At 60.3% G+C, this 25,310-nt stretch carries 20 protein-coding genes; 9 read left to right on the top strand and 11 right to left on the bottom strand.

Going from position 1 to position 25,310, the window contains the following annotated elements:
- The first annotated feature begins 51 nt into the window (after positions 1–51).
- Positions 52–1,710, top strand: a complete 1,659-nt coding sequence (locus HKK55_RS12905; protein ID WP_169355039.1) for an FMN-binding glutamate synthase family protein — start codon at positions 52–54, stop codon at positions 1,708–1,710.
- Here HKK55_RS12905 and HKK55_RS12900 read toward each other — a convergent pair.
- From HKK55_RS12900 to HKK55_RS12880, 5 genes are read right to left on the bottom strand one after another with little or no spacing between them, the layout of a single operon-like run.
- Positions 1,696–3,360, bottom strand: a complete 1,665-nt coding sequence (locus tag HKK55_RS12900) for a GMC family oxidoreductase (protein ID WP_169355038.1) — start codon at positions 3,358–3,360, stop codon at positions 1,696–1,698. The genes HKK55_RS12905 and HKK55_RS12900 overlap by 15 nt on opposite strands.
- 34 nt (positions 3,361–3,394) lie before the next feature.
- Positions 3,395–4,651 carry a carbohydrate porin gene (locus tag HKK55_RS12895; RefSeq protein WP_237151370.1) on the bottom strand — a complete coding sequence of 419 codons (1,257 nt, stop codon included), beginning with the start codon at positions 4,649–4,651 and terminating at the stop codon, positions 3,395–3,397.
- Positions 4,652–4,705: 54 nt separating this feature from the next.
- Complete coding sequence (locus tag HKK55_RS12890) at positions 4,706–5,770, bottom strand: 2,3-butanediol dehydrogenase (protein WP_169355036.1); 1,065 nt, start codon at positions 5,768–5,770, stop codon at positions 4,706–4,708.
- On the bottom strand, positions 5,767–7,017 hold the full coding sequence (locus HKK55_RS12885) for an MFS transporter (RefSeq protein WP_169355035.1): 1,251 nt from the start codon (positions 7,015–7,017) through the stop codon (positions 5,767–5,769). Before HKK55_RS12885 ends, HKK55_RS12890 begins: the two co-directional genes overlap by 4 nt.
- Positions 7,018–7,039: 22 nt before the next feature.
- Positions 7,040–7,573, bottom strand: a complete 534-nt coding sequence (locus HKK55_RS12880; protein WP_155582135.1) for a 2,4'-dihydroxyacetophenone dioxygenase family protein — start codon at positions 7,571–7,573, stop codon at positions 7,040–7,042.
- Between the two features lie 245 nt (positions 7,574–7,818).
- Here HKK55_RS12880 and HKK55_RS12875 point away from each other — a divergent pair, with 245 nt between their 5' ends.
- Positions 7,819–8,790, top strand: a complete 972-nt coding sequence (locus HKK55_RS12875; protein WP_169355034.1) for a helix-turn-helix domain-containing protein — start codon at positions 7,819–7,821, stop codon at positions 8,788–8,790.
- A 30-nt stretch (positions 8,791–8,820) separates the two neighbouring features.
- Here the strand turns inward: HKK55_RS12875 and HKK55_RS12870 are convergent, their stop codons facing one another.
- Complete coding sequence (locus HKK55_RS12870; protein WP_169355033.1) at positions 8,821–9,774, bottom strand: LysR family transcriptional regulator; 954 nt, start codon at positions 9,772–9,774, stop codon at positions 8,821–8,823.
- Between the two features lie 198 nt (positions 9,775–9,972).
- On the opposite strand from HKK55_RS12870, the gene HKK55_RS12865 reads away from it, so the two are divergent.
- The 5 genes from HKK55_RS12865 (at position 9,973) to HKK55_RS12845 (ending at position 14,221) form a co-directional block, all read left to right on the top strand.
- Entirely contained in the window at positions 9,973–11,094 is a 1,122-nt protein-coding gene (locus tag HKK55_RS12865) for a M20 aminoacylase family protein (protein WP_237151369.1), read from the top strand.
- A 59-nt stretch (positions 11,095–11,153) separates the two neighbouring features.
- Positions 11,154–11,942: an ABC transporter substrate-binding protein gene (locus HKK55_RS12860; RefSeq protein WP_169355031.1), complete on the top strand. Its 789-nt coding sequence runs from the start codon at positions 11,154–11,156 to the stop codon at positions 11,940–11,942.
- A 92-nt stretch (positions 11,943–12,034) separates the two neighbouring features.
- On the top strand, positions 12,035–12,724 hold the full coding sequence (locus tag HKK55_RS12855; RefSeq protein ID WP_169355030.1) for an ABC transporter permease: 690 nt from the start codon (positions 12,035–12,037) through the stop codon (positions 12,722–12,724).
- Positions 12,721–13,434 (top strand): ABC transporter permease, encoded by a 714-nt coding sequence (locus tag HKK55_RS12850; RefSeq protein ID WP_169355029.1) that lies wholly within the window; start codon positions 12,721–12,723, stop codon positions 13,432–13,434. Before HKK55_RS12855 ends, HKK55_RS12850 begins: the two co-directional genes overlap by 4 nt.
- Positions 13,435–13,453: 19 nt before the next feature.
- Positions 13,454–14,221 (top strand): ABC transporter ATP-binding protein, encoded by a 768-nt coding sequence (locus HKK55_RS12845; RefSeq protein ID WP_169355028.1) that lies wholly within the window; start codon positions 13,454–13,456, stop codon positions 14,219–14,221.
- A gap of 70 nt (positions 14,222–14,291) precedes the next feature.
- Here HKK55_RS12845 and HKK55_RS12840 read toward each other — a convergent pair whose 3' ends face one another.
- From HKK55_RS12840 to HKK55_RS12820, 5 genes are all read right to left on the bottom strand, one after another.
- Positions 14,292–16,667 (bottom strand): RND family transporter, encoded by a 2,376-nt coding sequence (locus HKK55_RS12840; RefSeq protein ID WP_169355027.1) that lies wholly within the window; start codon positions 16,665–16,667, stop codon positions 14,292–14,294.
- A complete protein-coding gene (locus HKK55_RS12835) occupies positions 16,667–17,797 on the bottom strand; it encodes a YCF48-related protein (protein WP_169355026.1) in 1,131 nt (376 codons plus the stop codon). Before HKK55_RS12835 ends, HKK55_RS12840 begins: the two co-directional genes overlap by 1 nt.
- Before the next feature lie 66 nt (positions 17,798–17,863).
- Positions 17,864–19,213 (bottom strand): DUF1329 domain-containing protein, encoded by a 1,350-nt coding sequence (locus HKK55_RS12830; protein WP_169355025.1) that lies wholly within the window; start codon positions 19,211–19,213, stop codon positions 17,864–17,866.
- A 15-nt stretch (positions 19,214–19,228) separates the two neighbouring features.
- Positions 19,229–21,097: a DUF1302 domain-containing protein gene (locus HKK55_RS12825; protein ID WP_169355024.1), complete on the bottom strand. Its 1,869-nt coding sequence runs from the start codon at positions 21,095–21,097 to the stop codon at positions 19,229–19,231.
- 122 nt (positions 21,098–21,219) lie between these two features.
- Positions 21,220–22,515: a serine hydrolase gene (locus HKK55_RS12820; protein WP_169355023.1), complete on the bottom strand. Its 1,296-nt coding sequence runs from the start codon at positions 22,513–22,515 to the stop codon at positions 21,220–21,222.
- 200 nt (positions 22,516–22,715) lie between these two features.
- Between HKK55_RS12820 and HKK55_RS12815 the strand changes: the two genes are divergently transcribed.
- Both HKK55_RS12815 and HKK55_RS12810 read left to right on the top strand, forming a co-directional pair.
- Positions 22,716–23,627, top strand: a complete 912-nt coding sequence (locus HKK55_RS12815) for a LysR family transcriptional regulator (RefSeq protein ID WP_169355022.1) — start codon at positions 22,716–22,718, stop codon at positions 23,625–23,627.
- Between the two features lie 132 nt (positions 23,628–23,759).
- Positions 23,760–25,307, top strand: coding sequence for an AMP-binding protein (locus HKK55_RS12810; RefSeq protein WP_169355021.1), 1,548 nt, complete (start codon positions 23,760–23,762; stop codon positions 25,305–25,307).
- The last annotated feature ends 3 nt before the right edge of the window (positions 25,308–25,310 follow it).

Raw genomic sequence — 25,310 nt, 5'->3', positions numbered from 1 at the left:
TAACTGATCGGCATTACCCGCTAGGCCAGTCTTTTCTGTCGAGGAATAACAATGAAAGTGTCACTCTTGAGCCGGTATGCCGTCTTCGCCGTGTGTGTGCTGTTTACGTTGGGCAGCCTGTTTTTCCTGCCCCTGTCACCCTGGCTGACCGGGTTGACGCTGGTCACCGGTGTGCTCAGCCTTATCGGCTTCAATGACCTGCTGCAAACCCATCATTCCGTGCGTCGCAACTACCCGATTCTGGGCAATATCCGCTACCTGGTGGAAACCATTCGCCCGGAGATCCGCCAGTACCTGCTGGAGGGCGACGATGAACAATTGCCGTTTTCCCGAACCCAGCGTTCGATCGTCTATCAGCGCGCGAAAAACCAGCCGGCGGAAAAAGCCTTCGGCACGCTGACTGACGTCTACAAGCCGGGTTTCGAATTCATCAGCCACTCCATGTTGCCCAGTGATCATTGCGACCCACAGCAGTTTCGCGTGGTGGTCGGTGGCCCCGAATGCTTGCAGCCCTACAGTGCGTCGGTGTTCAACATCTCGGCCATGAGCTTCGGCGCCCTCAGCGCGAATGCCATCCGTGCCTTGAACAAAGGCGCGAGTCTGGGCGGCTTCGCCCATGACACCGGTGAAGGCAGCATCAGCCCCTACCATCGCGAGTTTGCCGGCGACCTGATCTGGGAAATCGGCAGCGGTTACTTCGGCTGCCGTACCTTGAACGGTCGCTTTGATCCGGAACGCTTTGCCGAGCAGGCACGCCAGCCGCAAGTCAAAATGATCGAGATCAAGCTGAGCCAAGGTGCCAAGCCGGGTCACGGCGGCATCCTGCCCAAGCATAAGGTCAACGAAGAAATCGCCAGCACCCGTGGCGTGCAAATGGGCAGCGATTGCGTGTCGCCCGCGCGGCACTCCGAGTTCAGTACGCCCATGGAGCTGCTGGCGTTCATCGTGCGCTTGCGCAATCTTTCCGGGGGAAAACCGGTGGGTTTCAAGCTGTGCCTGGGCCATCCGTGGGAGTTCATGGCCATCGTCAAGGCCATGCTGGAGACCGGCATCCTGCCGGACTTCATCGTGGTTGACGGCAAGGAAGGCGGCACCGGTGCAGCACCTCGCGAGTTCACGGACAACATCGGTATGCCCATGCGCGAAGGCTTGCTGTTCGTGCACAACACCTTGGTCGGCGCCGGCTTGCGTGGGCCTATCAAACTGGGAGCCAGTGGCAAGATTGTCAGCGCCTTCGACATCGCCAGCGTGCTGGCCATCGGTGCCGACTGGGTCAACTCGGCCCGGGGCTTTATGTTTGCCATCGGCTGCATCCAGTCGCAAAGCTGCCACACCAACAAATGCCCCACCGGCGTCGCGACCCAGGACCCGCTGCGCCAGCGCGCGCTGCAAGTACCGGACAAGGCCGAGCGGGTGCACAACTTCCATCGCAACACCCTGGTGGCGCTCGGTGAAATGCTCAGTGCCGCAGGCCTGACTCATCCCGCGCAATTGCAGCCCAAGCATCTGGTACGGCGCATGACCACCACCGAGGTGCGGCTGTTTTCACAGATTCACGTGTTCCTTGAACCTGGGGAGTTGCTCAAGGACTCGATCAATTCTGAGTTCTACGCCGGTATGTGGCGCGCAGCTCAGGCCCATAGCTTCGCGCCCCTGGCCGTTGCGGCGCCGGCCAAGGTCGACCGGCGTGAGGCCTCAGCAACAGCCTGATAGCGCGGGTAAGTCCCGTTCGACCAGGGGCGTTATCTTGCCCAACACCAGGTCCGCGGCTTTCTCGCCGATCATGATCGCGCCGGCATTGGTATTGCCGGTGATCAGGGTCGGCATGATTGACGCATCGGCCACTCGCAACCCCAACAGGCCATGGACCCGCAGTTGGTCATCAACCACCGCCATGGAGTCGTTACCCATTTTGCAGGTGCCCACCGGGTGAAACACGGTGCCCAGATTTTCCTTGATCCACTGTTGGATCTGCTCAGTGCTGCTGACCTTCGGCCCAGGCACCAGCTCGCCTTGCAAGCGCTCGGCAAAGGCGGGAGTTGCCGCCAATCGGCGCACCAAGCGAAAGCCTTCTACCAGGGTGTGCAGATCGTCCGGATGGCTGAGGAAGTTGCCGTCCACTTGCGGTTTGTCCTTTGGATCCGCCGAGCGCAAGCGCACTTGGCCACGGCTTTTGGGGTGCATGACGGCCACGTGCAAGCTAATGCCGTGGCCCACGGGAATCAGGCGTTGGGGCTGGTTCTTCAGGGCCGGGGCAACGATCAATCCCAGCTGCGGCACGGTATCGGTGGGGTTGAGGCGTAAAAAGGCACCGGACTCCACGGTGTTCGAGGTCAACGGGCCTCGTCGCGCCGTCAGGTACCGAAAGGGGGAGGCCGCCAACGGCAATATCCCATGCAGAGACAGTCCGTAACCCAGGTCGCTGTCGCTGCGGTACATCAAGACAATGTCCTGGTGATCCTGCAGGTTTTGACCGACGCCGGGCAGTTCGTGGTGCTGGGTAATGCCGTGCCGCGCCAGTTCCTCGGCCGGTCCGATCCCGGACAGCAACAACAGTTGTGGCGAGTTGATGCTGCCGGCGCTGAGGATCACTTCACGCCGGGCTTTGAGTTCAAACACCTGCTCCCCTTGGCTGACCTCGACACCGTAGGCGCGCCCGCCATTGAGCAGGACTCGATGCGTCAGTGCTTCGCTGAGTACGGTTAAGTTCGGCCGCGACAACGCCGGGTAGAGAAACGCCCGGGCAGCGCTGCAGCGCTCGCCATTGATCTGGGTGACATGAAACGCGCCATAGCCTTCCTGCTCCTCAGCGTTGAAGTCGCTGTTGTAGCGCCAGCCCATTTGCGCCGCCGCTGCATAGAACACTGAGTTGACCGCACTTGGGCTGCGTTGGTGGGTGACGTTCAGTTCACCGTTCTGCCCATGCCATGGCGAAGGCCCTGGCTCGAAATGCTCGGAGCGCCGAAAGTACGGCAACAGATCGTCATAGCCCCAGCCCTGATTACCAGCCGCGTCCCAGCGGTCGTAATCGCTGCGGTGCCCGCGTACATAGATCATGCCGTTGATTGCACTCGAACCGCCCCAGACCCGACCGCGCGGGCAGGGGATGGGTTTGTCACCGCTGGTGGATTGAGCCTCGAACTGATGCATCCAGTTCCATTTCGGGTTGGCGATCAATCGGATGATGCCCGCCGGGGTGCGGATGTAGGCGCCGGGAAACAGCGTGCGATCACTGGCCCCAGCCTCCACCAGGCACACCGAAACCCCGGGCTCGGCAGACAGTCGGTTGGCCAGCACACAGCCGGCCGAACCTGCGCCGACCACGATGTAGTCGAACGTGTGTGCAGGGGATTGAGTCATGACAGTTACCTCGTTGGCATTAGAAAAACGGGTTCTACAGCCCCAGCATCGAACCGACATCCAGCATCACTTGCACTCCGACAACAAAGCCATTCCCGCTCAATTCCCGGGCGCCAGGGTTGTAGAAATTGTCTGGATTGATCAGGTACTGCACGCTCGGCTCAATAGACAAGTTGCGGCTAAGGGCAAAGTGACCGTTGGCTTCCAGCGCGTACACATCCCGGTCGCCCAGGCGCGGGTCGCCGTTGTTGTCGGTGCGCATCCGTTGCTGGAACTCCAGTTGGTGCGGGTTGATCCGCAGGTAGCTGGTCTTGAAATTGAGCTTGTCCTGGGGCCGGTCGAAGGGCGCGAGGTAGGTCAGCCCGGCTTCGGCAAAATGGCTGAAGGGTTGTTTGTCATCGGCCGCGGCCGACAGCGAGCCGAACACTTGCAAACCTTGCAGGTTGGCGCGCCACAGCGTCTGGCGGAACTTGAAGAAGGCGCCGGCGGTGCCGTGATCACTGGCGCCGGTCAAGGGATCGACTTGCTTCGAAGAGTTGAAGTAAGCGTTGAGTTCGTACTGGGTGGTGTCGTCGCCCGGCTTGCTGCCGATCCCCAGCAGGAAGCTGGTGCCGCTGGCGTCGTCGGTGCTGAAGTCCAGGCCCTTGCGCTTTTTCAGGTAGTCCACCGGATTGGATTCAAACGCCCCCGCATGCACGTACAGGCTTGGGTTTACCTGGTATTTCAGGTAGCCGCCCCAGGCGCCATAAGGCGGTGGCAGTACGCCGGTGGAGGAGTCAATGATCGGGTCGTTGCAGGTGACCACGGTGTCGCAGTTGTAGATATAGAAATAGCGTCGGGCATTGGTGCGCCCCAGGTGCAGGTCGAGCTGGCCGTCGAGCCATTTTTGTTCGAAGGTCAGCAGGCTCAACTGGTTGCTGGTGATGTCGTTGTGAATCGGCGCCCCGGCGAAGTAGCTGCCGGCGGCGCCTTGCCAGTTGCGTGAAGTGGGTTGCCCGGTGCCCTGGTCGAGGATGAACACGGTTTCTTCGACATGAAACGCCGAGCCATCGAGGCCGGCCAGCGTGCCCAGGTTGACGTCAGCACCGATAAACAGGTCGCCACTGTTGCCAAAGCTGTTGGGCCTTGGGCCGGTGTCGAGATTCTTCATCGACAGGCTCCAGAACTGCACATGGGGCTGGATGCCGTAGCCGGCCAATTGTTCGCCCAGGTCCGCCAGCGGGCCTTCACGGGTTTGCGCCCAGGCCTGGGGATACAGGGACACCGCGAGCAAAAAGGTGCACACACGCATTGGAGTGTTCATGGTCAGGGACTCTTTTTATTGTTGTTGTGATGAGCGGGTGGTTCATTGATGCGCCAATGACGGCGTGGGATTGACCAGCACCTTGATCTGGCTCTTGTCGGCTGACAGGCCCTCGAAGCCTTGTTCGACGGCATGCTCCAACGCGACGCAGCGAGTCACGATCCGAGTGAGGTCCAGGCGCCCGCTGGCCAGCAACTCGATCAGCGCCGGGTAGGCATGGCGATACCCAACGCTGCCCAGCAGCCGCAGTTCGTTGTTGACCAGGTGAAAGGCATCGATCTGCACTTCACCCATCAAGCCCACCAGCACCGCTTCGCCGCCTTTGCGCAGACAGTGCAGGGCGTTGGTCAAGGTCTGTTGGCTGCCGGCGGCCTCGAACGCGCTGTCGACACCGCCCTCGCTCAAGGCTCGCAGGCGTGGCAACAGGTCGGCGTCGCGGCCATTGAGCACTTCCCGGGCGCCGAGTTCGCGGGCCAGTTGCAGGCGTTGTGGGCTGATGTCCACCGCATAGATCCGCTCCACACCGCGTAGCCGCGCGAGCATGATCAACAGCAGGCCGATCGGGCCGAGGCCGAACACCACGCAACTGTCGCCGGCCTGCAAGCTGCTTTGGTTCAGTGCATGGAAGGCCACGGCGGCGGGCTCCAGTACGGCGGCCTGTTTGAAGCCCACAGCGTCTGGCAATGGATGGAGCATGTAGACCGGCACCACCACACGCTCGGCAAAACCGCCGTCGCCCATCAGCCCGATGAAACCCATGGACTGGCACAGGTTGTAGCTGCCCTCCAGGCAATACGCACAGTGGCCGCAACGGTACTCGGGCTCGACCGCGACCCGGCTGCCGACCCGCACATGGCTGACGCCCTCGCCGAGGGCGATCACCTGGCCGCAGAACTCGTGGCCCAGGGTCAACGGTGCACGGCAACCGGACAGCGGATGAGGCGTGTGCTGCGGAATCGAATGCGGGCCGTCCTGGTATTCGTGCAGGTCGCTGCCACAGATCCCGCAGTAGGCCACTTGCACCAGCACTTCGCCGAGGCCGGGGGACGGTTCGGGCAGATCAGTCAGGCGCAGGTCTTTGGCGGCATGCCAACGCAATGCTTTCATGGCTGGTTTCCTTGCAGGATGGACGTGGCTGCCACCTGACGGCGCAGCACAGCGGGGGCGGTTTCCTTGAGGAACAAGGACAGAACGGCGGCCAGCAACGCACCGGCACACGACATCCACATCACGATGGACAGGCCAAAACGATCGGCAGCAAAACCGGCCACGGTGGGCGCAACAAAACCACCCACCAGCTCACCAATGCCCATGATCATGCCCAGGGCGGTGGCCATCACCTCACGGGGAACGGTCTCTGCGGGAATGGTCGCCATAAACAGCGTGAAGCAGCCCAGTCCGGTGTAAGTCAGCACCATCAGCACGCCGAGAATCAGTGGTGAAGGCGCAAACAGCAGGGCCATCGGGCAGCAGGCGGCCACCAGCGAAAACAGCACCAGCGTTGGGCGGCGGCCGATGCGGTCGGAAATCGCCGGCACCGCAAAGCCCCAGAGCACCCAGGCGGCGCCCAGGCAACTCATGATCGCGCCCATGCTCGGTGGGCTATAACCGCGAACGCTGACCAGGAAGGTGGGCGTGAAGGAGATCAGGATGATGAACCAGGTCAGGAACACACAGCTGATCAAGGTGCAGAGCACGATGTTGCGGCTTTTCAGCAAGACCAGGCGATGCACGGTCTGGTGCTCACTGACCTTCGGCGCCTGGCGCGGTTCGTCGTTGCGTACATAGCGCCAGATCAACCAGGCAATCAGCAGGCCGGGCACCAGCGACACAATGAATGCATGGCGCCAGCCGTAAGTTTCGGCAAGGGCAATCAATATCGGCGGGCCGATCACCGCGCCTAAAAGGCCTGCCGCCGAACCCTGCAGCAAACCCATGTTCAGGCCCCGTCGATGGGGCGAGGAGGCTTCTACCATCAGCGACTGGGACAGCGGCAGAATCGGGCCTTCGGCCAGGCCCATGATCCCGCGAAACAGCAGCAGGCTGAGAAACCCGGTGACCAGCCCCGACAGCGCCGAACACAGAGAAAACAGGATCACCGCGAGAATCAGCAGCGGTTTGCGCACGCCTCGACGGTCTGACCAAGCCCCCACCAGCGCACCGGACAGCGCCCAGGCCAGGGCCAGCACCGAGGACAGCATGCCCAGGTGGCTATTGCTCAGTTGCAGCTCCGTGGCCATGAACGGAAACAGAAACGCGAGGGCCAAGCGATCGAAAAACACGAAGCCAAAGGTCAGGAACAGCACGCACAGCAAGGTGTTTTCGTAACCGGCTTTATTATTGTTGTCAGCCATGGTGGTTCTCCGAAAAACGCGTTTAGCGAAACAGGCGGTCCACGGCATCGGCGCCCAGGCCGACCTTGTCGTAGTGCTTGCGGCAGAGGTCGATGTAGGAGTGCACGTCGAAATAACCGTTGGGTTCACCCTGTTCGTCGAGCCAGATCAGCGGCCCCTTGACGATGAAAAACACGCGCATCGGCTCCGGGTGGTCATAGGCCACCAGCGTGTGGCCTTCGCCCGGAGTCTCGTAGACAAAGTCGCCGGCGGTGGCGGTCCAGTCGTGTTCCAGGTAGCCCCATTTTCCGGAGAGGGTGTAGGCGAATACTTCGTGGGGGTGGTAATGCCGATTGACCAAGCCCGCGCGGCTGGACATCAGGATGTCGCACCAGCGGTTTTCACTCGGGGAAATCCACAGTGGGCGTGAAGACACGGTTTCGGTGAACGGCACATAGAGCCGCAGGTCGTCACTGGCGGCGTTGGGCAGGTAAACCTCGGGCTTGGCGTCGGGCTTGAAGCAGTTGGCGATCGGCTGCAAGTCTTTCCAAAATTCGGTGCTGGCTAATTCGGGCATGTTCGGCCTCTGCTTGTGGGGGATACAGGGCCACTCTAGGGTGTGAACGCGCGGGCGGTTTGATCGCAACTGACGTGATGGTTGCCTGTATCGGACGCCGCTTTTCCCGCTTGCCCGGTGGTCGATTACGACCGGGCAATGAGTTGACATCATGGATTGTTCAGATATTAATGAGTTCTCTGGAAACCCCGGAATTGGCCTCGCCTGGGCCAGGGCAACCTCCCGCTGCCATGAGAAGAATAAAAATGACTCCATGCGCCATGCTCGACACTCGGCGAGCCAGTACCGACAACATTCCCCTGGACCAGCGCCTGGCCTTTTGGGAGCAGTACAACGCGTCCACCCTGGTGGGCCTCAAATGCTCGTCCTACAGCGAGGGCGGATTTACCGCGACCCAGGACAACCTGAGCCTGGAAAGCATGCACCTGGCGCATATCGTCGGTAACGAACACGTGGTGGAGCGCGACGGCTCGATGATTCGAGCGGTGCCCAAGGCGTCGATCTTCGTGTCATTCGTGACGGGCAGCGGTTCGTTTTTCTTTCAGAATGGGCAGTGCCAGTTGCTGGAACCCGGCGAGTTGATGGTCTATCGCACCGACAAACCCTACCTGTTCGGTTTTTCCGGGCCCATGCGCCAATTCATCTTCGATGTGCCCCAGGAAATCTTTGCCAGCCGCTGTTTGAGCCGCTTCGACAATGCACTGAAAATCAGCGCCCACACCGGCGTGCAGCGCTTGCTGTTACGCACACTCGGTGAGCGCACCCGAGACTTTTTCCAGCAGCCGTTGAGTCAGGAAGCGGGGAGCTATCAGGACGATGCGTTCGAGTTACTGGGCAATATCATTGCTGGCCAAGTCGGTCACCGCCGGATCAACGCCTTGAGTGCTTCCTACCTGTTGGCGGCCAAGCAATGCATCCGGGATCAGTTGGCCGACCCGACCTTGAGTTGTGAACGGGTGGCGATCCAGACCGGGATCTCGACCCGGCACCTGGCGCGGCTGTTTGCCCTGGAAGACACCCAGCCACGGCGTTTCATTCTGGAAAAACGCCTGCAACAAGCGTACGGCCTGTTGAGCAGTCAGCAGGTCAGGGGCCTGGATGTGGGGGAGGTTGCCTACCGCCACGGTTTTACCAGCCAGGCGCACTTCTCCCGGGCGTTCAAGGCGCGTTATGGGCAGACGCCGAGTGAAGTGCGTGCGCTGGCGCTGGGCAATTAGCACCGCGGCGAAAACCTCAGGTGGTCACTCTCAAACCAACAACCGCAGGGTTTCAAACAGTTCTCGATCCTCCCTTTTCGCCGAACGGGCGTGGCGCCGAATCACCTGCAGCAGGCAGTCGGTGAAACACAGCGCTGCATTGCTCAGCGAGCCATTGCGCCGGGTGACGATGCTCAGTTGTCGCGGCTCGAACGCTTCGCTCAACTTCAGGGCAACGATGCGCCCCAGGAACGGTGGGGCTGTGCTCATGATGGTTGGGCCCCAGGTGCACATGTCGGCGCGCTCCACCATCATCTGCAGGATTGCCAGTGAGTGCGCGCGCACGATGCGATTGCTATCGATGTGTGCGTTGTGTTGGCCGAACAATTCCTGCATCAGGGCGTCGCGACCGTCTGGGGCATAGTTCAGCGTCCAGCTCTGATCCAGCAGATCGTGGATCGATTTCGCGTTTTGCCGAGGATGGCCCTGGCGAACCAGCACCGAGGTCTGGTAGTCCAGCAACGTCTCACAGGCAAACTCCGGGGTCGCCTGCGCCGGGTGCAACTGACCGATGGCGAAGTCCATGCTGCCGTCACGCAGCAGCGGCTGGGCCACCGCCATCAGGCTTTCGAACAGTTCCAGCTGGATGTCGGGCATGCGTTGGCGAAACTCCAACACCACTTCTGGTAGAAACGTCAGCGCAATCCAGGGCGTGACGCCGACGCAGAGTCGCCCCTGGGCTTTGCCGCGCAACTGATCAAGGTCGGCCTGCGCATGCTCCAGCTGTTTGAGGACCAGCTTGGCGTGGGTCAGCAGTACTTTTCCGTATTCAGTGAAATTCAGGCCACTGGGGGTCCTGACGAAAAGCGGCAATTGTTGAGCCGTTTCCAGTTCACGCAGGGCTTTGGTCACGGCGGCCTGGGAGATATCCAGCGAGCGCGCGGCCGCGCGGATGCTGCCGGTTTCGGCGCTGGCAATCAGCGCTTGCAGTTGATGCAGCTTCATAGGCTCACCTTTGGGACAACCAATGGTTGTCATCATAACCAAATTGAGTCTCCCTGGCCCAGGGCCTGTTCCTTAAGATCGATTCGGCAGCGCCCACCGGACTCACCCTTGAGCCAGGGGCACTGAATGATCTTATCGAGGAGTACCACCGTGCATGCTGACCATGTCCTGCCGGGAATAGCCGCATCGCAAAATGAGATGATTGCCCTGCGTCACCGTATTCACGCCCACCCCGAACTGGGGTTTGAAGAGTTCACCACGGCTGAACTGGTGGCGCAGTGTTTGACGCAGTGGGGGTTTGAGGTGAGCCGAGAGGTGGGTAAGACCGGTGTGGTCGGGACCCTGAAAAATGGCCCCGGGCGTGCCATTGGGTTACGCGCGGACATGGATGCGCTGCCGATTCAGGAGGCCACCGGCTTGCCGTATGCCAGCCGCAATGACGGCGTGATGCACGCCTGTGGCCACGACGGTCATACGGCAACCCTGCTGGCAGCAGGGCAATACCTTGCACAAACCCGAGCGTTCAACGGCACGGTGCATCTGGTGTTTCAGCCGGCTGAAGAAGGGTTGGGCGGTGCCCGGAAAATGCTGGAGGACGGGCTGCTCGAACGTTTCCCCTGCGACGCGATTTTTGCCATGCACAACGTGCCGGGATATCCCGCCGGGCAACTGGGGTTCTACAGCGGGCCGTTCATGGCGTCTGCCGACACGGTCACGATCACCATCAAGGGTACCGGTGGCCATGGTGCGGTCCCGCACAAGGCGGTCGACCCGGTGGTGGTTTGTTCGTCCATTGTGATGGCCCTGCAAAGCATCGTCTCGCGCAACGTTAACCCTCAGGAAACGGCGATTATCACGGTCGGTAGCCTTCATGCCGGCAGCGTGTCGAACGTCATTCCGGCCACTGCCGAAATGATCCTGAGTGTGCGAGCGCTGACGCCGCAGATACGCCAACTGCTCGAAGTCAGAATCACCGAGCTGGTCCAGGGCCAGGCCGCGAGTTTCGGTGCGCAGGCGCATATCGACTACCAGCATTGTCATCCGGTGTTGATCAACGATCCCGAGCAGACGGCGTTCGCCCGTGAAGTCGCCAGAGAGTGGTTGGGCGAGGGGCAGTTGATCGAGGACCTGCGGCCATTCACCGCCAGCGAGGACTTTGCCTTCATCCTGGAAAAATGCCCGGGCAGTTATCTGGTGATCGGCAATGGCCAGGGCGATAGTGGGTGCTTGCTGCATAACCCCGGTTACGACTTCAACGACGCCTGCCTGCCTATCGGCGCCAGTTATTGGGTCAAGTTGGTGGAAGGTTTTCTGCGCTAAGCAGGGCTGCATAAACGCTATCGGTCACCTGGCTCTGCGAGCCCTCGAGGAAGATAACAATGAATAAGATAATCGCGGCTGTTTCCCTGGCGTTCTTGACCGCATCCGGCCTGGCTGGCGCGGCGGATTGGAGTGGGAAAGTACTGAAGCTGGGCGTTGACCCGACGTATCCACCGCTGGAATACAAAAATCAGGACGGCACACTGACGGGCTTTGGGGTCGATATCGCCGAGGCGCTCTGTGCAGAGCTGCACGCCCGGTGCATCTGGGTTGAAAGCAGCTGGGACGGCATGATTCCGGCCTTGCTGGCACGCAAGTTCGACGCGGTGGCCTCGTCGATGACCATCACCCCCAAGCGCCTGGGACAGATTGCGTTCACCGATAAAGTATCCAACGCCCCGGCACGCCTGGTTATCAAGCGTGGCTCGGGGTTGGAACCGACTGTCGAGTCGCTCAAAGGCAAGCGCGTAGGCGTGGAGCAGGGCTCGACTCAGGAGGCTTTCGCGAAAGCCGTCTGGGGTGCCCAGGGCGTGGATATTCTCTCTTATCAGAATCAGGACCAAGTCTACGCCGACCTCACGGTCGGGCGGCTCGATGCCTCGTTGCAGGGGGCCATTCAAGCCAGCCATGGCTTCCTGGATAAGCCGGTAGGTAAGGACTACGCCTTTGCCGGTGGCAACCTGGATAACCCGGAATTCTTCGGCGTGGGTGACGGCATCGGCGTGCGCAAGGCGGACGTTGAGCTGCGTGAAGACTTGAACAAAGCGCTGGCGACGATCATTGCCAATGGCACCTACGTGCGGATCAACAAAAAGTACTTCGATTTCGACGTCTACGGCGCGAAATAACCCCCGCTCGAAACCCGGTGCAGAGCAGTCGCCCAGGCTGCTCTGTTGCCGCTTTACCTTCACCTCAACCTAATAAAAACAAGGAGAGTGAAATGCTTCTGGAAGGCTTTGGTCCACAGATTCTGTTGGGCACCCTGGCCACGATCAAACTGGCGTTGGGATCACTGCTGTTCGCCGTTCTGATCGGGCTGATGGGGGCCAGCTCCAAGCTGTCTTCAAACCGTGTACTGCGGATGTTTGCGACAAGCTACACGACGTTGATCCGCAGCATGCCGGACCTGGTGATCATGCTGTTGCTGTTCTTCAGCCTGCAAATGTTGCTCAACCAACTGACCGATTGGCTGGGTATTGCCCAGCTCGATATCGACCCTTTCCTGGCCGGTGTCGTGACCCTGGCATTTATTTATGGGGCGTACTTTACCGAAACCTTTCGCGGTGCTTTTCAGGCGGTACCAGTCGGCCAGATTGAAGCCGCCAGGGCTTACGGCATGACGCGCGCACAAACCTTTCGCAAGGTCTTGTTCCCACAGATGCTGCGCCACGCGTTGCCGGGGATTGGCAACAACTGGCAAGTGCTGATCAAGTCGACCGCGCTGGTGTCGATCATCGGCATGACCGATGTGGTCAAGGCCACGCAGGATGCGGGCAAGGGCTCAATGCAGTTCTTCTATTTCACGCTGGTCGGCGGCCTGATCTACCTCGCAATCACCACCGTTTCCAACGTTCTGCTGATGTGGCTCGAACACCGCTACTCCGTGGGAGTCAGGAAGGCCGTGCTATGACCACTATTCTCCAGGACTACTGGCAGGCCTATCTCTGGAGCGACGGGGCGCATCTGTCCGGTTTGGCGGTGACCTTGTGGCTGCTGATTCTTTCGGTGTTGATCGGGTTCCTGTTAGCCGTTCCGTTATCAATTGCCCGCGTCAGCGCCAACCCGCTGATTCGCACGCCGGTCTGGTTCTACACCTACGTGTTTCGCGGTACGCCGTTGTACATCCAGCTGCTGTTCTTCTACACCGGGGTGTACAGCCTGCACGTGATTCGGGCGCAGGATTTTCTCAATGCGTTTTTCCGCGATGGCTTCAACTGTACGGTGCTGGCGTTCGGGCTCAATACCTGTGCCTACATGACCGAGATCTTTGCCGGCGCCATCAGGGCCACCCCGCACGGTGAAATCGAGGCCGCCAGGGCCTACGGGATGAGCACCTTCACGCTGTACCGGCGGATTGTGTTGCCGTCAGCGCTACGTCGGGCGCTGCCGCTGTTCAGCAATGAAGTGATCTTGATGCTGCATTCGACCTCCGTCGCGTTCACCGCCACGGTGCCCGATCTGCTGAAGATCGCCCGGGACGTCAACTCGGCGACTTACGCCTCGTTTGCCGCATTCGGGATTGCCGGGGTGCTGTATGCCTGCAGTGCATTTTTGCTGATCTGGCTGTTTCGCCGTGGCGAACTGCATTGGCTGGCTTACCTGAAACCCCGCATGCACTGACCTCACTGGAAACGCTCGTATGTATAAATTGATCGTTGAAGATGTCCACAAGAACTACGGCAGCCATGAAGTACTCAAGGGTGTATCACTCAAGGCCAAGGCGGGCGATGTGATCAGCATCATTGGTTCTTCCGGCTCCGGGAAGAGCACCTTTTTGCGCTGTATCAACTACCTTGAACAACCCAGCGTCGGGCGCATTATCGTCAATCAACAAGAACTGCTGACCCGCAAGGACGCAAAGGGCGAGCAATGTGCCGCCGACCCCCAACAATTGCGGATCATGCGCAGTCAGTTGTCGATGGTTTTCCAGCATTTCAATCTATGGAGCCATATGACGGTGCTGGACAACATCATCGAGTGCCCGATCAGGGTGCTGGGGATCGGTCGCCAGCAAGCCCTGGAACGTGCTCGCAAGTACTTGTCCAAGGTGGGGTTGGCGGAGCGGGTTGAAGCGCAGTATCCGGTTCAGTTGTCCGGCGGCCAGCAGCAGCGCGTGGCCATTGCCCGAGCGCTGGCGATGGAGCCAGAGGTGATGCTGTTCGATGAGCCGACCTCCGCGCTGGACCCGGAATTGGTGGGCGAAGTGCTTAAGGTCATGCAGCAACTGGCCGAGGAGGGCAGGACGATGGTTGTGGTGACGCACGAAATGGCCTTTGCACGGCACGTCTCCAATCACGTGATGTTCCTGCATCAGGGGCGAGTGGAGGAGCAAGGTTCACCCAGCAGTGTGTTCGACCATACCCAAAGCGAGCGGTTGAAGCAGTTTCTGGCGGGTAGCTTCAAATAAGCAGGTAGACGAACATCCGATATCGGCAGCATCGCGCTGCCGATTCGTTATTACCTCCCCAATCCGGGGCTCAGACTGTGCCGGTACCTGATTTCGATGGCACCAGCACGGCGATCAACGCGGGCATCAGAACCAGTGCCCCGATCATGTTCCAGATGAACAGCAACACCAACAACAGACCCATATCGGCCTGGAACTTCAATTCAGAGAACACCCAAGTAGACACGCCCAGTGCCAGGGTTATTCCGGTGAACGCAACGGAAGTGCCGGTGGTCTTCAATGTCTCGAAATAGGCCGCGCGCATGGCCAGCCCTTGCTGCATAAAGCCTTCCATCCGGCTGTACAAGTAGATGCCGTAGTCCACGCCGATACCCACGCCAAGCGCGATCACCGGCAAGGTGGCGATTTTCACCCCCAAGCCCATCTGCGCCATCACCGCTTCACACAGCACGGTCGACAGGTACAGCGGCGCCATGAGTGCGATGGTCACCTTGAGCGACCTGAACTCGAAAAACACCACCAATGAGATGATGACGAACACCAGCAGCACCATCAGCTTTTCCGAGTGCTTGATCACCTGGTTGGTCGCCGCCTCGATCCCGGCGTTGCCTGCCGCCTGGAGGATCTGGAAATCGCCGGTGTTGTACGTGCGGTTGAACTGCTCCACCGCTGCACTGACACGACTGAGGGTTTGCGCCTTGTGGTCGGCCAGGTACAGGCTGATCGGCGCGATGTTGCAGTTCGGGTCGACCAGTTCTGTGGCGACGCCGGCGCGGGCGTTATTCATCACGTATTGGTCGCGGGAGAACTCGGCCCACTTGGGATTGCCCTCGTTGCGCGCAGCGATGTTGAAACGCATGGTGCCGTACAGCGACTGCACAGACTCCACGCCTGGCACTTCGAGCAAGTGCTGTTCCAGCTGGTTGGCCAGGTCGGCCGCGGCGAAGCGTGAACATTGCTCGGGCGGGGTCTTGAAGATCAGTACATACACATCGGTACTGGCGCTGTAATGGGCAAGGAGGTAGGCGTTGTCCTGGTTGTATCGCGCTTGTGCACGCAGCTCCGGTGCGCCGGCATCCAGGTCACCGACTTGCAGGTCCTGGCGGGCATGGTAACCAAGGCCGAGCAACACCAGGCTCGTCAGAATCACCACGACAGCGACCGGCTTGCACATGACCCCCGCAAGCCGGCGGAAGACCGGCCAGTCGGACTGGCTGCGCTCACGCTGTTGACGCAAACCTCGTGGGCTGATGCCGACATAAGACATCAGCACCGGCAGCAGGAACATCTTGGTGAAGATGGCCACAAACACGCCAATGCTGGCGGTTATGGCCAGTTGCTGAATGACGCCGATGTCGATCACCAGCAGCGTGATGAACCCGACTGCGTCGGCCAGCAATGCGGTACTGCCCGGAATGAACAGGGCACGAAAGGTACGTTCGGACGCGGGTAGCGCACCGCAACCGTTGCCCATTTCGTTCATCATCAGGTTGATATTTTGCACGGCATGGCTGATGCCGATGGCAAAGATCAGGAAGGGTACTAGGATCGAGTACGGGTCCAGGCCGTAGCCCAACAGGCTGAGCAGCCCCAACTGGCAAATGACGGTGAGCAGGCAGGTCAGTACGGTGACGGCCGTGCTGCGCCAGCAACGGCAATAGAGGTACAACAGTACACTGATCAACCCGACGGTAATGGCGAAGAACAACGCGATGTCGCTGGCGGCGGCCAGCAGGTCCCCAATAATCTGCGCGAACCCAATCACGCGAATGGTCACGCCTTGGGCGCTGAAGTGTTCACGCACTTCGGTGTTCAAGGCCTGGCTGAAGGCCCCGTAATCCAATGGTTTGCCGGTTTGTGGGTCGTTATCCAGCAACGGCACGCGAATGATCGTCGAGCGCCAGTCGTTAGCCACAATGTTGCCGAGCATATTGGCGCGCAGGATGTTCTGGCGTACCTGCGAAAGCGACCCGGGGCTTGCGTCATAGGTGTCCGGGATGACACGGCCGGAGCGTACGCCCTCGGTGGTCACTTCGCTCCACAGCGCATTGGGGGTCCATAACGATTTGAGTTTTCCTCGGTCGACGCCGGGCAGATAGAAAATCTTGTCGTTGACCTCGCGCAGGGTTTCCATGAACGCAGGGTCGAGAATCTCACCCTTGGGGTTTTCCACCAGTACCCGCAATACGTTGCTCTGTGGCCGTAACACGTCCTCGTATTGCAGGTAGTTCTGGATGAAGGGGTGACTGGTGGGGATCATCCGCGAAAAGCTTGCGTCCGGGCGCAGCGCCAGGGCCTTGTACCCCAGCAGCAGCGAAACAATCAGGAAAAACACCAGCACTGCCAGGCGATTATGGAACAGCGTTCGCTCGACGAAATCCAGCAGTCGTGGCCCGGGTTTTTCCAACTGTTGAGAAGGCGGGTTGAGGTTCAGGCGCGAATTCATCAACGCAGCTCCTTCAGTTCATGGATGGCGAGAACGTGCAGACCCTTGTTACCGACCAGGGCCAACTGCGTATCGCCGAGGGTCGCCACGCCAAGCCAGGCGCCTCTGATTGCGCTCTGGAAGAGATGGAACTGCTGCAGGTCCTGACTGTGCAGTAACACGCCGGCTTGGCCGGTCAACCAAAGGCTGCCATCGGCAAGTTGTTCTGCGCCATAGAGGCTGGCTTTGGTGCCTAGTGGGATAGGCTTCCAGTCCTGGCCGTGGTTATTGCTGACGAAGAGCGCGGCGCCGAAGCCCATGGCGAGGACTTCTCCGTCACGCAACTGAACGAGTTTGTACAACGAGGCGGGCGTCAGTTGCTGGGCGGCCAGCCATTGACCGTCAACCCGTCGGTACAGGCGACCGCCTTCACCCGCAATCAGCAGATCACCGTTGGCCAACGCCAGCACGGCATTGAGGTGCAGGCGCTCGGGGTTATCCAGGTCGGGTAAGTACTCCCAGCGCTTACCGCCATCGCGAGTGTGCAAGGCCATGCCATAGGCGCCCACCACCCAGCCTTCGTCAGCATTGGCAAACCATACGTCCAGCAGCGGTCGTGAGGGGCCCGCGACGGCGCCGGCGGTTATGTCGTCGAGGGCGAAGCGGGCATTATCCAGGGCTTGCAGTTGTGCTGCGTTGTCGGAATCCTGTGCACTGGCGACCTGTTCCAGGCGTGCCACCTCAGCCTCGGCCCACGTGAGCATCAAGGTGTTGATGGTCCTGCCATCGAGTTGTTTGTCCCAGTTCTCTCCACCGTCAGTGCTGTGCAATACCACCCCGTCATGGCCCACGGCCCAGCCTTGGCGATCGTCGACGAAATGGACGGCAGTGAGCAGTACATCCACTGGAACCTTGGCCTGGTGTAGCCGACCATCCGGCTCGCGCACAAGGATGTGGCCGTCAGCCCCCACCAGCACCAGACGCTGGCCCAAACGCTGGACGCCGGTGAGGGGCGCCTGACTGGCGCTTGCGGATATCCGCGACGGACGTTCCAGGCGATCCGCCATAGGCGCGGCAAAAGGTGTGGCCGACAGCACGGCGCTGGTCAGCCCGATGAGCAGACTCAACAGCGGGCAGGTGAACGTTTTCATGGCAAATGTCTCGGGAGAAATAACAGGGGTGGCACATGACCACCCCAGTGTTCGGCAGCAGGCGCTTCAGTGACCTGAGCGGCGTAATGCAGCCGGACTGAATTCGGCAAGCTTGCCGCTGATGCCAAACTGGGTGCTTCGCTCTTCGTTCTCCAACCCGTACACCACGTAGCGGCGCGCTTGCAGGTCGTAGGCGACATCGCTGAGTTGCAGGCTCGAGAGCACGTCGTAGCGTTGCAAGGTGTGGGCTTCCTGGACCCGCCACAGGTCGCTGCGACCGTCGTAGAGGTCGGCCGCCAGGATGCTCCAGCTGTCCTCGTCGACATAGAACACGCGCTTGGCGTAGATGTGTCGTTCGCCTGGCTTCAGGGTCGCCTCTACCACCCAGACGCGGTGCAGTTCGTAGCGCAACAGGTCCTGGTTCAGATGATTGGGCTGGATGATCTGGTTGTACTTGAGCGAACGGTCAGCCAGTTTGTAGGTGTTGTAGGGCACCAACAGTTCTTTCTTGCCGATCAGCTTCCAGTCGTACTTGTTGGGGGCGCCGTTGTACATGTCGATGGCGTCATAGGTGCGCAAGCCTTCCGAGGTGCCGACCGGGGAGTCGTAGGCCGCTTCGGGGGCACGCAATACACGGCGCTGGCCAGGGTTGTAGCTCCATGCCAGGCGTGCTTCGCGGGTCTGGTCAATGGGCTCGTGGATCAGCGTTTGGCCGCCCGCCACGCTCTCTGGCGAGATGACCTTGCCCAGGTAGTAGTACAGGCGGTTTGGCTCGGGATTGCCCATGGCCGAGGCCATCATCACTTTTACGTCGCGGCGGATCGGGGTGAAGCTGCCGTTGTTCTGCACCACCATTTCGGTGGGGAAATACTGATAACCACCGCTGCGGTAACGGACGAAGTGATTGAACAGCACCTCGATGCCCGAGTGAGGAATGGGAAAGGGCACGCTGCTCTTCTCGTAACCCATCAGGCCGTTGCCACCGTCAGCCAGGGAGATAGTGGGCGCTTCCTTGGCAATTTCTGCGTATTCGCTTTGGGGCAAGGCGGCCGTGCGGTGAGCGGGATAGACGAGCATCTTGAAGTCAGGGTATTTGCCCAGCAGTGCCTGGTAGCCGGGGGTGAGCAGTTGGGCATATTGGCCCTGATTAACCTGGGTGATGGTGTACAGCGGTTTTTCGCTGGCGTAGGGGTCGACGTAACCCTGGCCGGCCTGGTAGCCCGCCGGTGGTTGGGTGAGCCCACCGGTCCAGGCAGGAATGCTGCCGTTGGCGTTTGCGGCCTTTTGTGCGCCGGTGGGTGTCAGTTCCTGGCCCAGGCGGGCGGCTTCACTGGCGTCAAGCTTGGCCAGGGCGGTACCACTGGCAAGGCTCAGGAGAGCACCCAATACGGTGGCGTGAAACAGCGTGGTGTTCATGGCGTACCTCATCAATCAGAAGCCCATACGCAGGCTGAGGGAAACAAAATCCTTGTCGGTGGTGGCGTAGGGCGTGTTGCCACTGGCAGACCAGGAAAGCTCGGCGGAGTACTTCTGCAGGTAGTCGAACTTTGTCCCGACTGAACCGAGCAGCCGTCCTTCGGAAAAGGTGCCGTCGTAGGACCAGCCTTTAACATCCTGGCCGAAGGCCACGAACGGCGAGACGTTGACCCCGGCGACCAATGCCGGATAGCTCAGTTGCGCACGCAGGCGGTAACCCCAGGCAAACTTGCTGGTGTACCCGTCGCTGGAACAGCCCAGTTTCTGGTACTTGCCCGGTGAGCCGAGGGCGCAGCCTGCCGCGCTGCCATTGGCCAGGTCGGAGCCATACAGGTCTCCCTTGGCATATCGACGATCATTCAGGCTGGGCAGGTCATGCATGTACTTCATGCCGGCCTCGCCAATCAGGTTGAGGCTCTCGGCGCCCATCACCTGAGGCAGCGATTTGAGGAAGCCCAGCGACAGCTGCGAGATCTTGCGCCGGTCGTAACCGTTGTAGACCGAGCCTGGCGCCGCGTTGATGGCATCCTGGCCCAGGGTGATGTTCTGGCCGATCTGTTGGCCCAACTGCAGTGGGTTACCGGCAAAGGCCGGGATCAGATCGCCGTTGGCCAGTTGCACCGGTTGGTTAGGTCGATAGCTGTACTCGCCAAAGACCGAGGTGCCTTGCAGGTTGCTGGAGAAGCTCAGGCCGAAGATGCGGATGTCTTCCGGGAAGTCGGCGAAGTAGGTGCCGTTGGTATCTTGCTTGCCCGCAATCCAGCCAGCCCCGGCGCCGGGCCGCAGGTCAGTGGTGATGCTGGTATAGGGCGTGCGTGAATGGATGTTCAAGGCATAAGCCCCGAACTCGGTGTCGAGTTGATCGGCAAAGTAGCGCAATGCGAAGCCGAACTGACCGCTGTTCGAGGGCTCGTTGTCACCTGTACGGCGGATGATCTGATCGTTGGCAAAGCTGGCCGGGTCGTTCGCGCCGCCGCGGGGTACCCCGTAGCAGCCATCGGGAAGAAAATCGTTGCTTGAAAAATAGGTCCCGCAACCTTCCAGCACCGTGCGACGCCATTGCAGCTGGTAGAAGGCCTCCAGGCTCAGGTTATCGGTGATGCCGAAGTTGCCGTAGAGCATGGGCACTGGCAGCAGCGCTTCTTTGACCTGTGAGCCGGGTCGCCGCAAGGCCGCGAGGTCGACAGGGTTGATCGCATTGATGCCGTTCTGGAAGTAGAGGCCTTCACCCCAGTTGATCACCTGGTTGCCGACTCGGGCATTCAGGGGATGGTCGGCGAGGGTGAAGTCACCGAACACGTAGGCATCCAGCAGCGCGACTCCCTGAAACTTGGCCAGGTCGTCAAAGTGGCTGTCGTCGAGTTTGTGGTTGGCTTGGTAACCATTGGAGGAGTGGCCGAAATCGACTTCACGGTTGTTCAGGGTGTAGTCATACCAGGCTTTACCGCGAATGAAAGCGCCGTAGTTTTGCCAGTTCAACTCCATCTCGCCCAGCAAGGTGGCGGGGGAGGACACCAGGTTACGCTTACGAAAGTTCAGGCGCCCGTCGTCGCCGGTGCGGCCGCCGCTGGGGTTGAACTCACCGGGTTTGCCATAGCCGATGGTGTTGGCGTTGCCTTGGAATATGTTGGCGGTATTGGGTTTTTCGGCGCTCCACACACCGCCCAGGCTAAGGCTGCCGTTGTAACGGCCGCTGATTTCGCCCCAGGTGAAGTCGGCAGCACTGGCGTAGCTGCACAGGGCGCAGGCCAAGGGTGTCAGAAGCATGCCGGCGATTTGATTACGAGGGCGCAGCAGTGTGCCGCTACCTGATTGGGAGCCCATGGGGTCTACCTCTTAATTATTGTTATAGGACGCCCTTCGGTACACCTGACGCGGGAGCGCCAGGTACCGTTGAGTTGCAACTCTGATTGGCCTGCCAGCCCGCCCAGGGCTGGCGTCGATCGCTATTTGAGGGTCGGGAGCAGAGCGCTGATCAGGCTATTGAAAGCCGTGACGCTATCGATCTTTGGCGCCGAGGCATGCGCGGTGGCGTCAGCGCTGGTGGCCCTGGGAGCCATGTCCGGTGCCGAGGACATTTTGACGATGACCAGGCCGCGTTTTGGATTGATATAGATCCGTTGGCCGAAGCGCCCGGCCGCCTCGACGGAGCCTTCGCCGTCATTTTTTTGGTACCAGTAATCTCTGTAGGAGTAGCCCGCGCGCTCCTTGGCGCCCGGATTATTTTTGATCAGGGCTTGGTTATCGTTAGGCCGCAAGGCCAGTTGCACGGCCTGGACAAACGGGTCATCGGCAGTCCCCTTGGCGGCGGCCAGGCGGACAGCCTCGGCAAATCGAGCCGCGTCACGCAAGGTGCTGCTCATCCCGCCGCTGGCCATTTCAGTACCCAACTGATCCACCTGGGCGTAGGCATCGTCCTCGGCAAAGTGCGACCAGATACGTTCCGACACCAGGGTGGACCAGCTTTTTCCAGTGATACGACGCATCGCCCAGGCGACCGCTTCGGGGGAGCCGTTCTGGTAGAACCAGATGTCGCCATCCGCAGATGCCTGTGGACGTGTCGCCACTTTCAGGAAGTCGTAAATATTGTCGGGCATGCCTTCGCGACGCGGCAGGATGCCAGCGGCGGCAAACAGCCCGAGGTCCGGCGGCAGGTTGACTGGATAGGTGGCGCGCACCTGCATGTCGAGGTTCTGTTGCACGCTGGCTTCGCCGAATGGCGTACCGGCCAGTTCCGGGACGTAGTTCGCCAGCCGGGCCTTGGGATCGAGTTTGCCTTCGGCAATGAGGCTGGCGGCGAGCAGGCCTGTCACTGATTTGGTCATTGATGCCCAGACATGCGGCTGTCGCGCGGTGAAAGAGTCCAGATAACGTTCGTACACCACCTTGCCGTGGTGCAGAACGATGAACCCATCGGTGTAAGTCTGTTGCAGATATTCCGGCAGGCTCAGTGTGGCCTCGCCGACCTTGAAGTTCAGTTCATCCAGGGCAAGTTGAGTACCCACGGGCAGCACAAGGGGAGATGGCCCGCGGTCGATACCGGCGGAGGGTGACATTGACCGTGCATTACGCAGGGCCCAACGCAGGTTGGGCATTTCAAAGGCGTTGAGTTTGGTGACGCGCTTGTCCATGGCCGGAGGAAACCCCTGCATGACGCCCAACTGGATCGGGTCGGTGCTGGTTGTTGCGGCGCAGGCATGGCTACCGATAGCCGTCAGGAGGAGGGCGGGAAGCACTCGCATGACTTTCGTTGTCAGGTTTGCTGTGCTGGGTTTCTCGCTCTTCGCTACGTGCATTTTTATTTTCTCCTGATGGCGTGGGCAGTCAACGTGCCTCCCACGCAGCCCAGACCTGTGGGGTGGGCATTGATTCCAGTCTGAGAGCGAGATATACATAAGCGCAATGCATTACTAGCTATAGATGCATAGCCAAGAGGAATGCCATGGACGTTCGAGATCTGGAGTATGTCATTGCGGTCGAGCAGTGCGGCACCATCGGAAAGGCCGCCGATATGCTTGGCCTCACGCAGCCATCGCTGACCAAAGCGGTGCGCCGGGTGGAAACGCTGCTGGGGGTCATGCTGTTCGAGCGAACCTCCACCGGTATGCGGGTAACCCAGGCGGGCGTGCAGTTCCTGGCGCGGGCCAAACGCCTGCGCCGCGACTATGACGATGCACTGGCGGAGATGCGCAGCATCAGGACCGGGGAGCAGGGCGCTGTGCGGCTTGGTTACTCACCCTCACTGCCTGATGGCTTGCTGGTTGCCAGTTGCCGTCGATTGTTGCGCGAGCGCCCGGCGGCCCGCTTGCGCCTTCGCCGCCGACTGGCCAAGGAACTGCTGGATTCATTGCGCAACGGTGAGATCGATGTGGCTGTGATGCCACTGCCCGGCATCTCTGCCGAGTTCGCCACCGAAGACCTGTATGAGGATCGCCTCGCCGTGGTTGCCGATGCAAAACATCCACTGCTGTCCAGGCCGCGCCTTCGCCTGAGCGACTTGCAGGGGGAGGAATGGTTGCTGCCGGAAGGGCATATCACCGTCAGGCAATCGCTGGAGGATGCGTTTGAACGACACGGGTTGGCGCCGCCGGTGCTGCGCATAGAGGCTGATTTCAGCAGTGAAGCGCTGTTCCAGTTGGTCGCCGGCACCAACATCCTGACGATATCGCGCTGTGGCCAGATTACCCGTTCGGCCGGGTTGGAACCGCTGAAGCTGGTGGTTGATGGTCTGGAACTCAATCGCCGTATAGGGCTCGTGACGCGCACCGGGGGTTACCTGTCTCCAGTCTGCTGTCGGCTGATTGATCTGTTTCGGGAGGAGGCCACGCAAGGCAACATGGCGAAGTGGTTGTAGCCGTCCGTACAGCGCTGACATGCCATGTGCCCCATCCCATTTTGTTATGGGTCACATCAAACAGTGGTATTGGCGGGCCATTTTTCTGCGCTTGTAAGATCGACCGACCTCGTCTTACTTCGGAGAATAAAAGTGAACCTCGCAAAGATAATGAGCCGAAGTGCGTGTTATTGGCCCAATCACCCAGCCGTTATCGATTCCCGTCAACGGCTGACGTATGCGCAACTGGAGGCACGGACCAATCGCCTGGCATCGGGTTTATTGAAGCTTGGCCTGAAGCCGGGCGCGCATGTTGCGATATTGGCAATGAACCGCGTCGAGTTGGTCGAAGCGGAAGTGGCCTTCTACAAGACCGCCATGGTCAAGGTGCCGATCAATGCCCGGTTGTCGCCTGAAGAAATCATTAGCGTCCTGAATGATTCGCGCAGCGAAGCGGTCATCACCGGAAGCAAGTTCGCCAGTGCGCTGGCGGCGTATCGCCAAGCGCTGCCGTACTTGAAATGGGTGATCGTGCTGGCCGACACCGGCGGTGATATTCCCTACGCTGAAGTGCTGCAGATGGGCGAGGAGGCGCCGTTGTCCTGTGACCCGGACGACGATCAGCTCGCCGTGTTGCACTACACCTCCGGCAGTTCGGGCGTACTCAAAGCCGCGATGCTCACCGTCGGCAACCGCAAGGCGCTGATACGCAAGAGCCTGGCCAGCCCGGTGCGCAAGGCGGGCCCCGACGACGTCATGGCCCATGTCGGGCCGATTACCCATGCCAGTGGCATGCAGATCATGCCGTTGTTGGCCGTCGGTGCCTGCAACCTGTTGATCGAGCGCTACGACGACGAGCTGTTGCTGCAAACGATTGAGCAAGAGCGCGTGACCCGTCTGTTCCTGGTGCCCGCCATGGTCAACCGTCTGGTGAACTTCACCGGTGTCGAGCGTTTCGACCTGAGCAGCCTGCGCCTGGTCATGTACGGCGCCGCGCCGATGGCTCCGGCGCTGGTTCAGCGGGCCATCGAGGTGTTCGGGCCCATCCTGGCCCAGGGTTACGGGGCCGGCGAAACCTGTTCATTGGTGACCGTACTGACCGAACAGGATCACCTGCCTGAGGACGGCGATGTGCGACGCCTGGCTTCCTGTGGACGCTGCTATTTTGAAACCGACCTGCGTGTCGTCAATGAGCAGTTCGAGGATGTACGGCCCGGCGAGATCGGCGAGATCGTGGTCAAGGGCCCCGACATCATGAAGGGTTACTGGCAGGCACCGGAGCTGACGGCCGAAGTCATGCGCGACGGTTACTACCTGACCGGCGACCTGGCCACGGTCGATGAGCTGGGTTACGTGTTTATCGTCGACCGCAAAAAGGAAATGATCATTTCCGGCGGTTTCAACGTTTATCCCACTGAAGTCGAACAAGTGCTCTACAGCCTGCCCCAGGTCTTTGAAGCCGCCGTAGTCGGTGTGCCGGACCCGCAGTGGGGTGAGGCGATCAAGGCCGTTGTTGTGCTCAAGGCGGGCGCCAGTCTGGACCAGGAGCAGATCATTGAGTATTGCGGCCAGCACCTTGCGGGCTTCAAGAAACCGCGCAGTGTCGACTTCATCGACGAATTGCCCAAGAACCCCAATGGCAAGGTCGTACGCCGCCTGGTGCGTGATGGGTATTGGAAAAACAGCGATCGCAAGATCTGAAAC

This window comes from Pseudomonas sp. ADAK18, from assembly GCF_012935695.1.
In the GTDB taxonomy this organism is placed as follows: domain Bacteria; phylum Pseudomonadota; class Gammaproteobacteria; order Pseudomonadales; family Pseudomonadaceae; genus Aquipseudomonas.
This window is presented reverse-complemented; position numbering and strand designations above follow the sequence as displayed.

Coding starts and splice junctions, on each gene's coding strand:
- HKK55_RS12905 (WP_169355039.1), top strand. CDS start 52: ATGAAAGTGTCACTCTTGAGCCGGTATGCCGTCTTCGCCGTGTGTGTG.
- HKK55_RS12900 (WP_169355038.1), bottom strand. CDS start 3,360: ATGACTCAATCCCCTGCACACACGTTCGACTACATCGTGGTCGGCGCA.
- HKK55_RS12895 (WP_237151370.1), bottom strand. CDS start 4,651: ATGCGTGTGTGCACCTTTTTGCTCGCGGTGTCCCTGTATCCCCAGGCC.
- HKK55_RS12890 (WP_169355036.1), bottom strand. CDS start 5,770: ATGAAAGCATTGCGTTGGCATGCCGCCAAAGACCTGCGCCTGACTGAT.
- HKK55_RS12885 (WP_169355035.1), bottom strand. CDS start 7,017: ATGGCTGACAACAATAATAAAGCCGGTTACGAAAACACCTTGCTGTGC.
- HKK55_RS12880 (WP_155582135.1), bottom strand. CDS start 7,573: ATGCCCGAATTAGCCAGCACCGAATTTTGGAAAGACTTGCAGCCGATC.
- HKK55_RS12875 (WP_169355034.1), top strand. CDS start 7,819: ATGACTCCATGCGCCATGCTCGACACTCGGCGAGCCAGTACCGACAAC.
- HKK55_RS12870 (WP_169355033.1), bottom strand. CDS start 9,774: ATGAAGCTGCATCAACTGCAAGCGCTGATTGCCAGCGCCGAAACCGGC.
- HKK55_RS12865 (WP_237151369.1), top strand. CDS start 9,973: ATGATTGCCCTGCGTCACCGTATTCACGCCCACCCCGAACTGGGGTTT.
- HKK55_RS12860 (WP_169355031.1), top strand. CDS start 11,154: ATGAATAAGATAATCGCGGCTGTTTCCCTGGCGTTCTTGACCGCATCC.
- HKK55_RS12855 (WP_169355030.1), top strand. CDS start 12,035: ATGCTTCTGGAAGGCTTTGGTCCACAGATTCTGTTGGGCACCCTGGCC.
- HKK55_RS12850 (WP_169355029.1), top strand. CDS start 12,721: ATGACCACTATTCTCCAGGACTACTGGCAGGCCTATCTCTGGAGCGAC.
- HKK55_RS12845 (WP_169355028.1), top strand. CDS start 13,454: ATGTATAAATTGATCGTTGAAGATGTCCACAAGAACTACGGCAGCCAT.
- HKK55_RS12840 (WP_169355027.1), bottom strand. CDS start 16,667: ATGAATTCGCGCCTGAACCTCAACCCGCCTTCTCAACAGTTGGAAAAA.
- HKK55_RS12835 (WP_169355026.1), bottom strand. CDS start 17,797: ATGAAAACGTTCACCTGCCCGCTGTTGAGTCTGCTCATCGGGCTGACC.
- HKK55_RS12830 (WP_169355025.1), bottom strand. CDS start 19,213: ATGAACACCACGCTGTTTCACGCCACCGTATTGGGTGCTCTCCTGAGC.
- HKK55_RS12825 (WP_169355024.1), bottom strand. CDS start 21,097: ATGGGCTCCCAATCAGGTAGCGGCACACTGCTGCGCCCTCGTAATCAA.
- HKK55_RS12820 (WP_169355023.1), bottom strand. CDS start 22,515: ATGCGAGTGCTTCCCGCCCTCCTCCTGACGGCTATCGGTAGCCATGCC.
- HKK55_RS12815 (WP_169355022.1), top strand. CDS start 22,716: ATGGACGTTCGAGATCTGGAGTATGTCATTGCGGTCGAGCAGTGCGGC.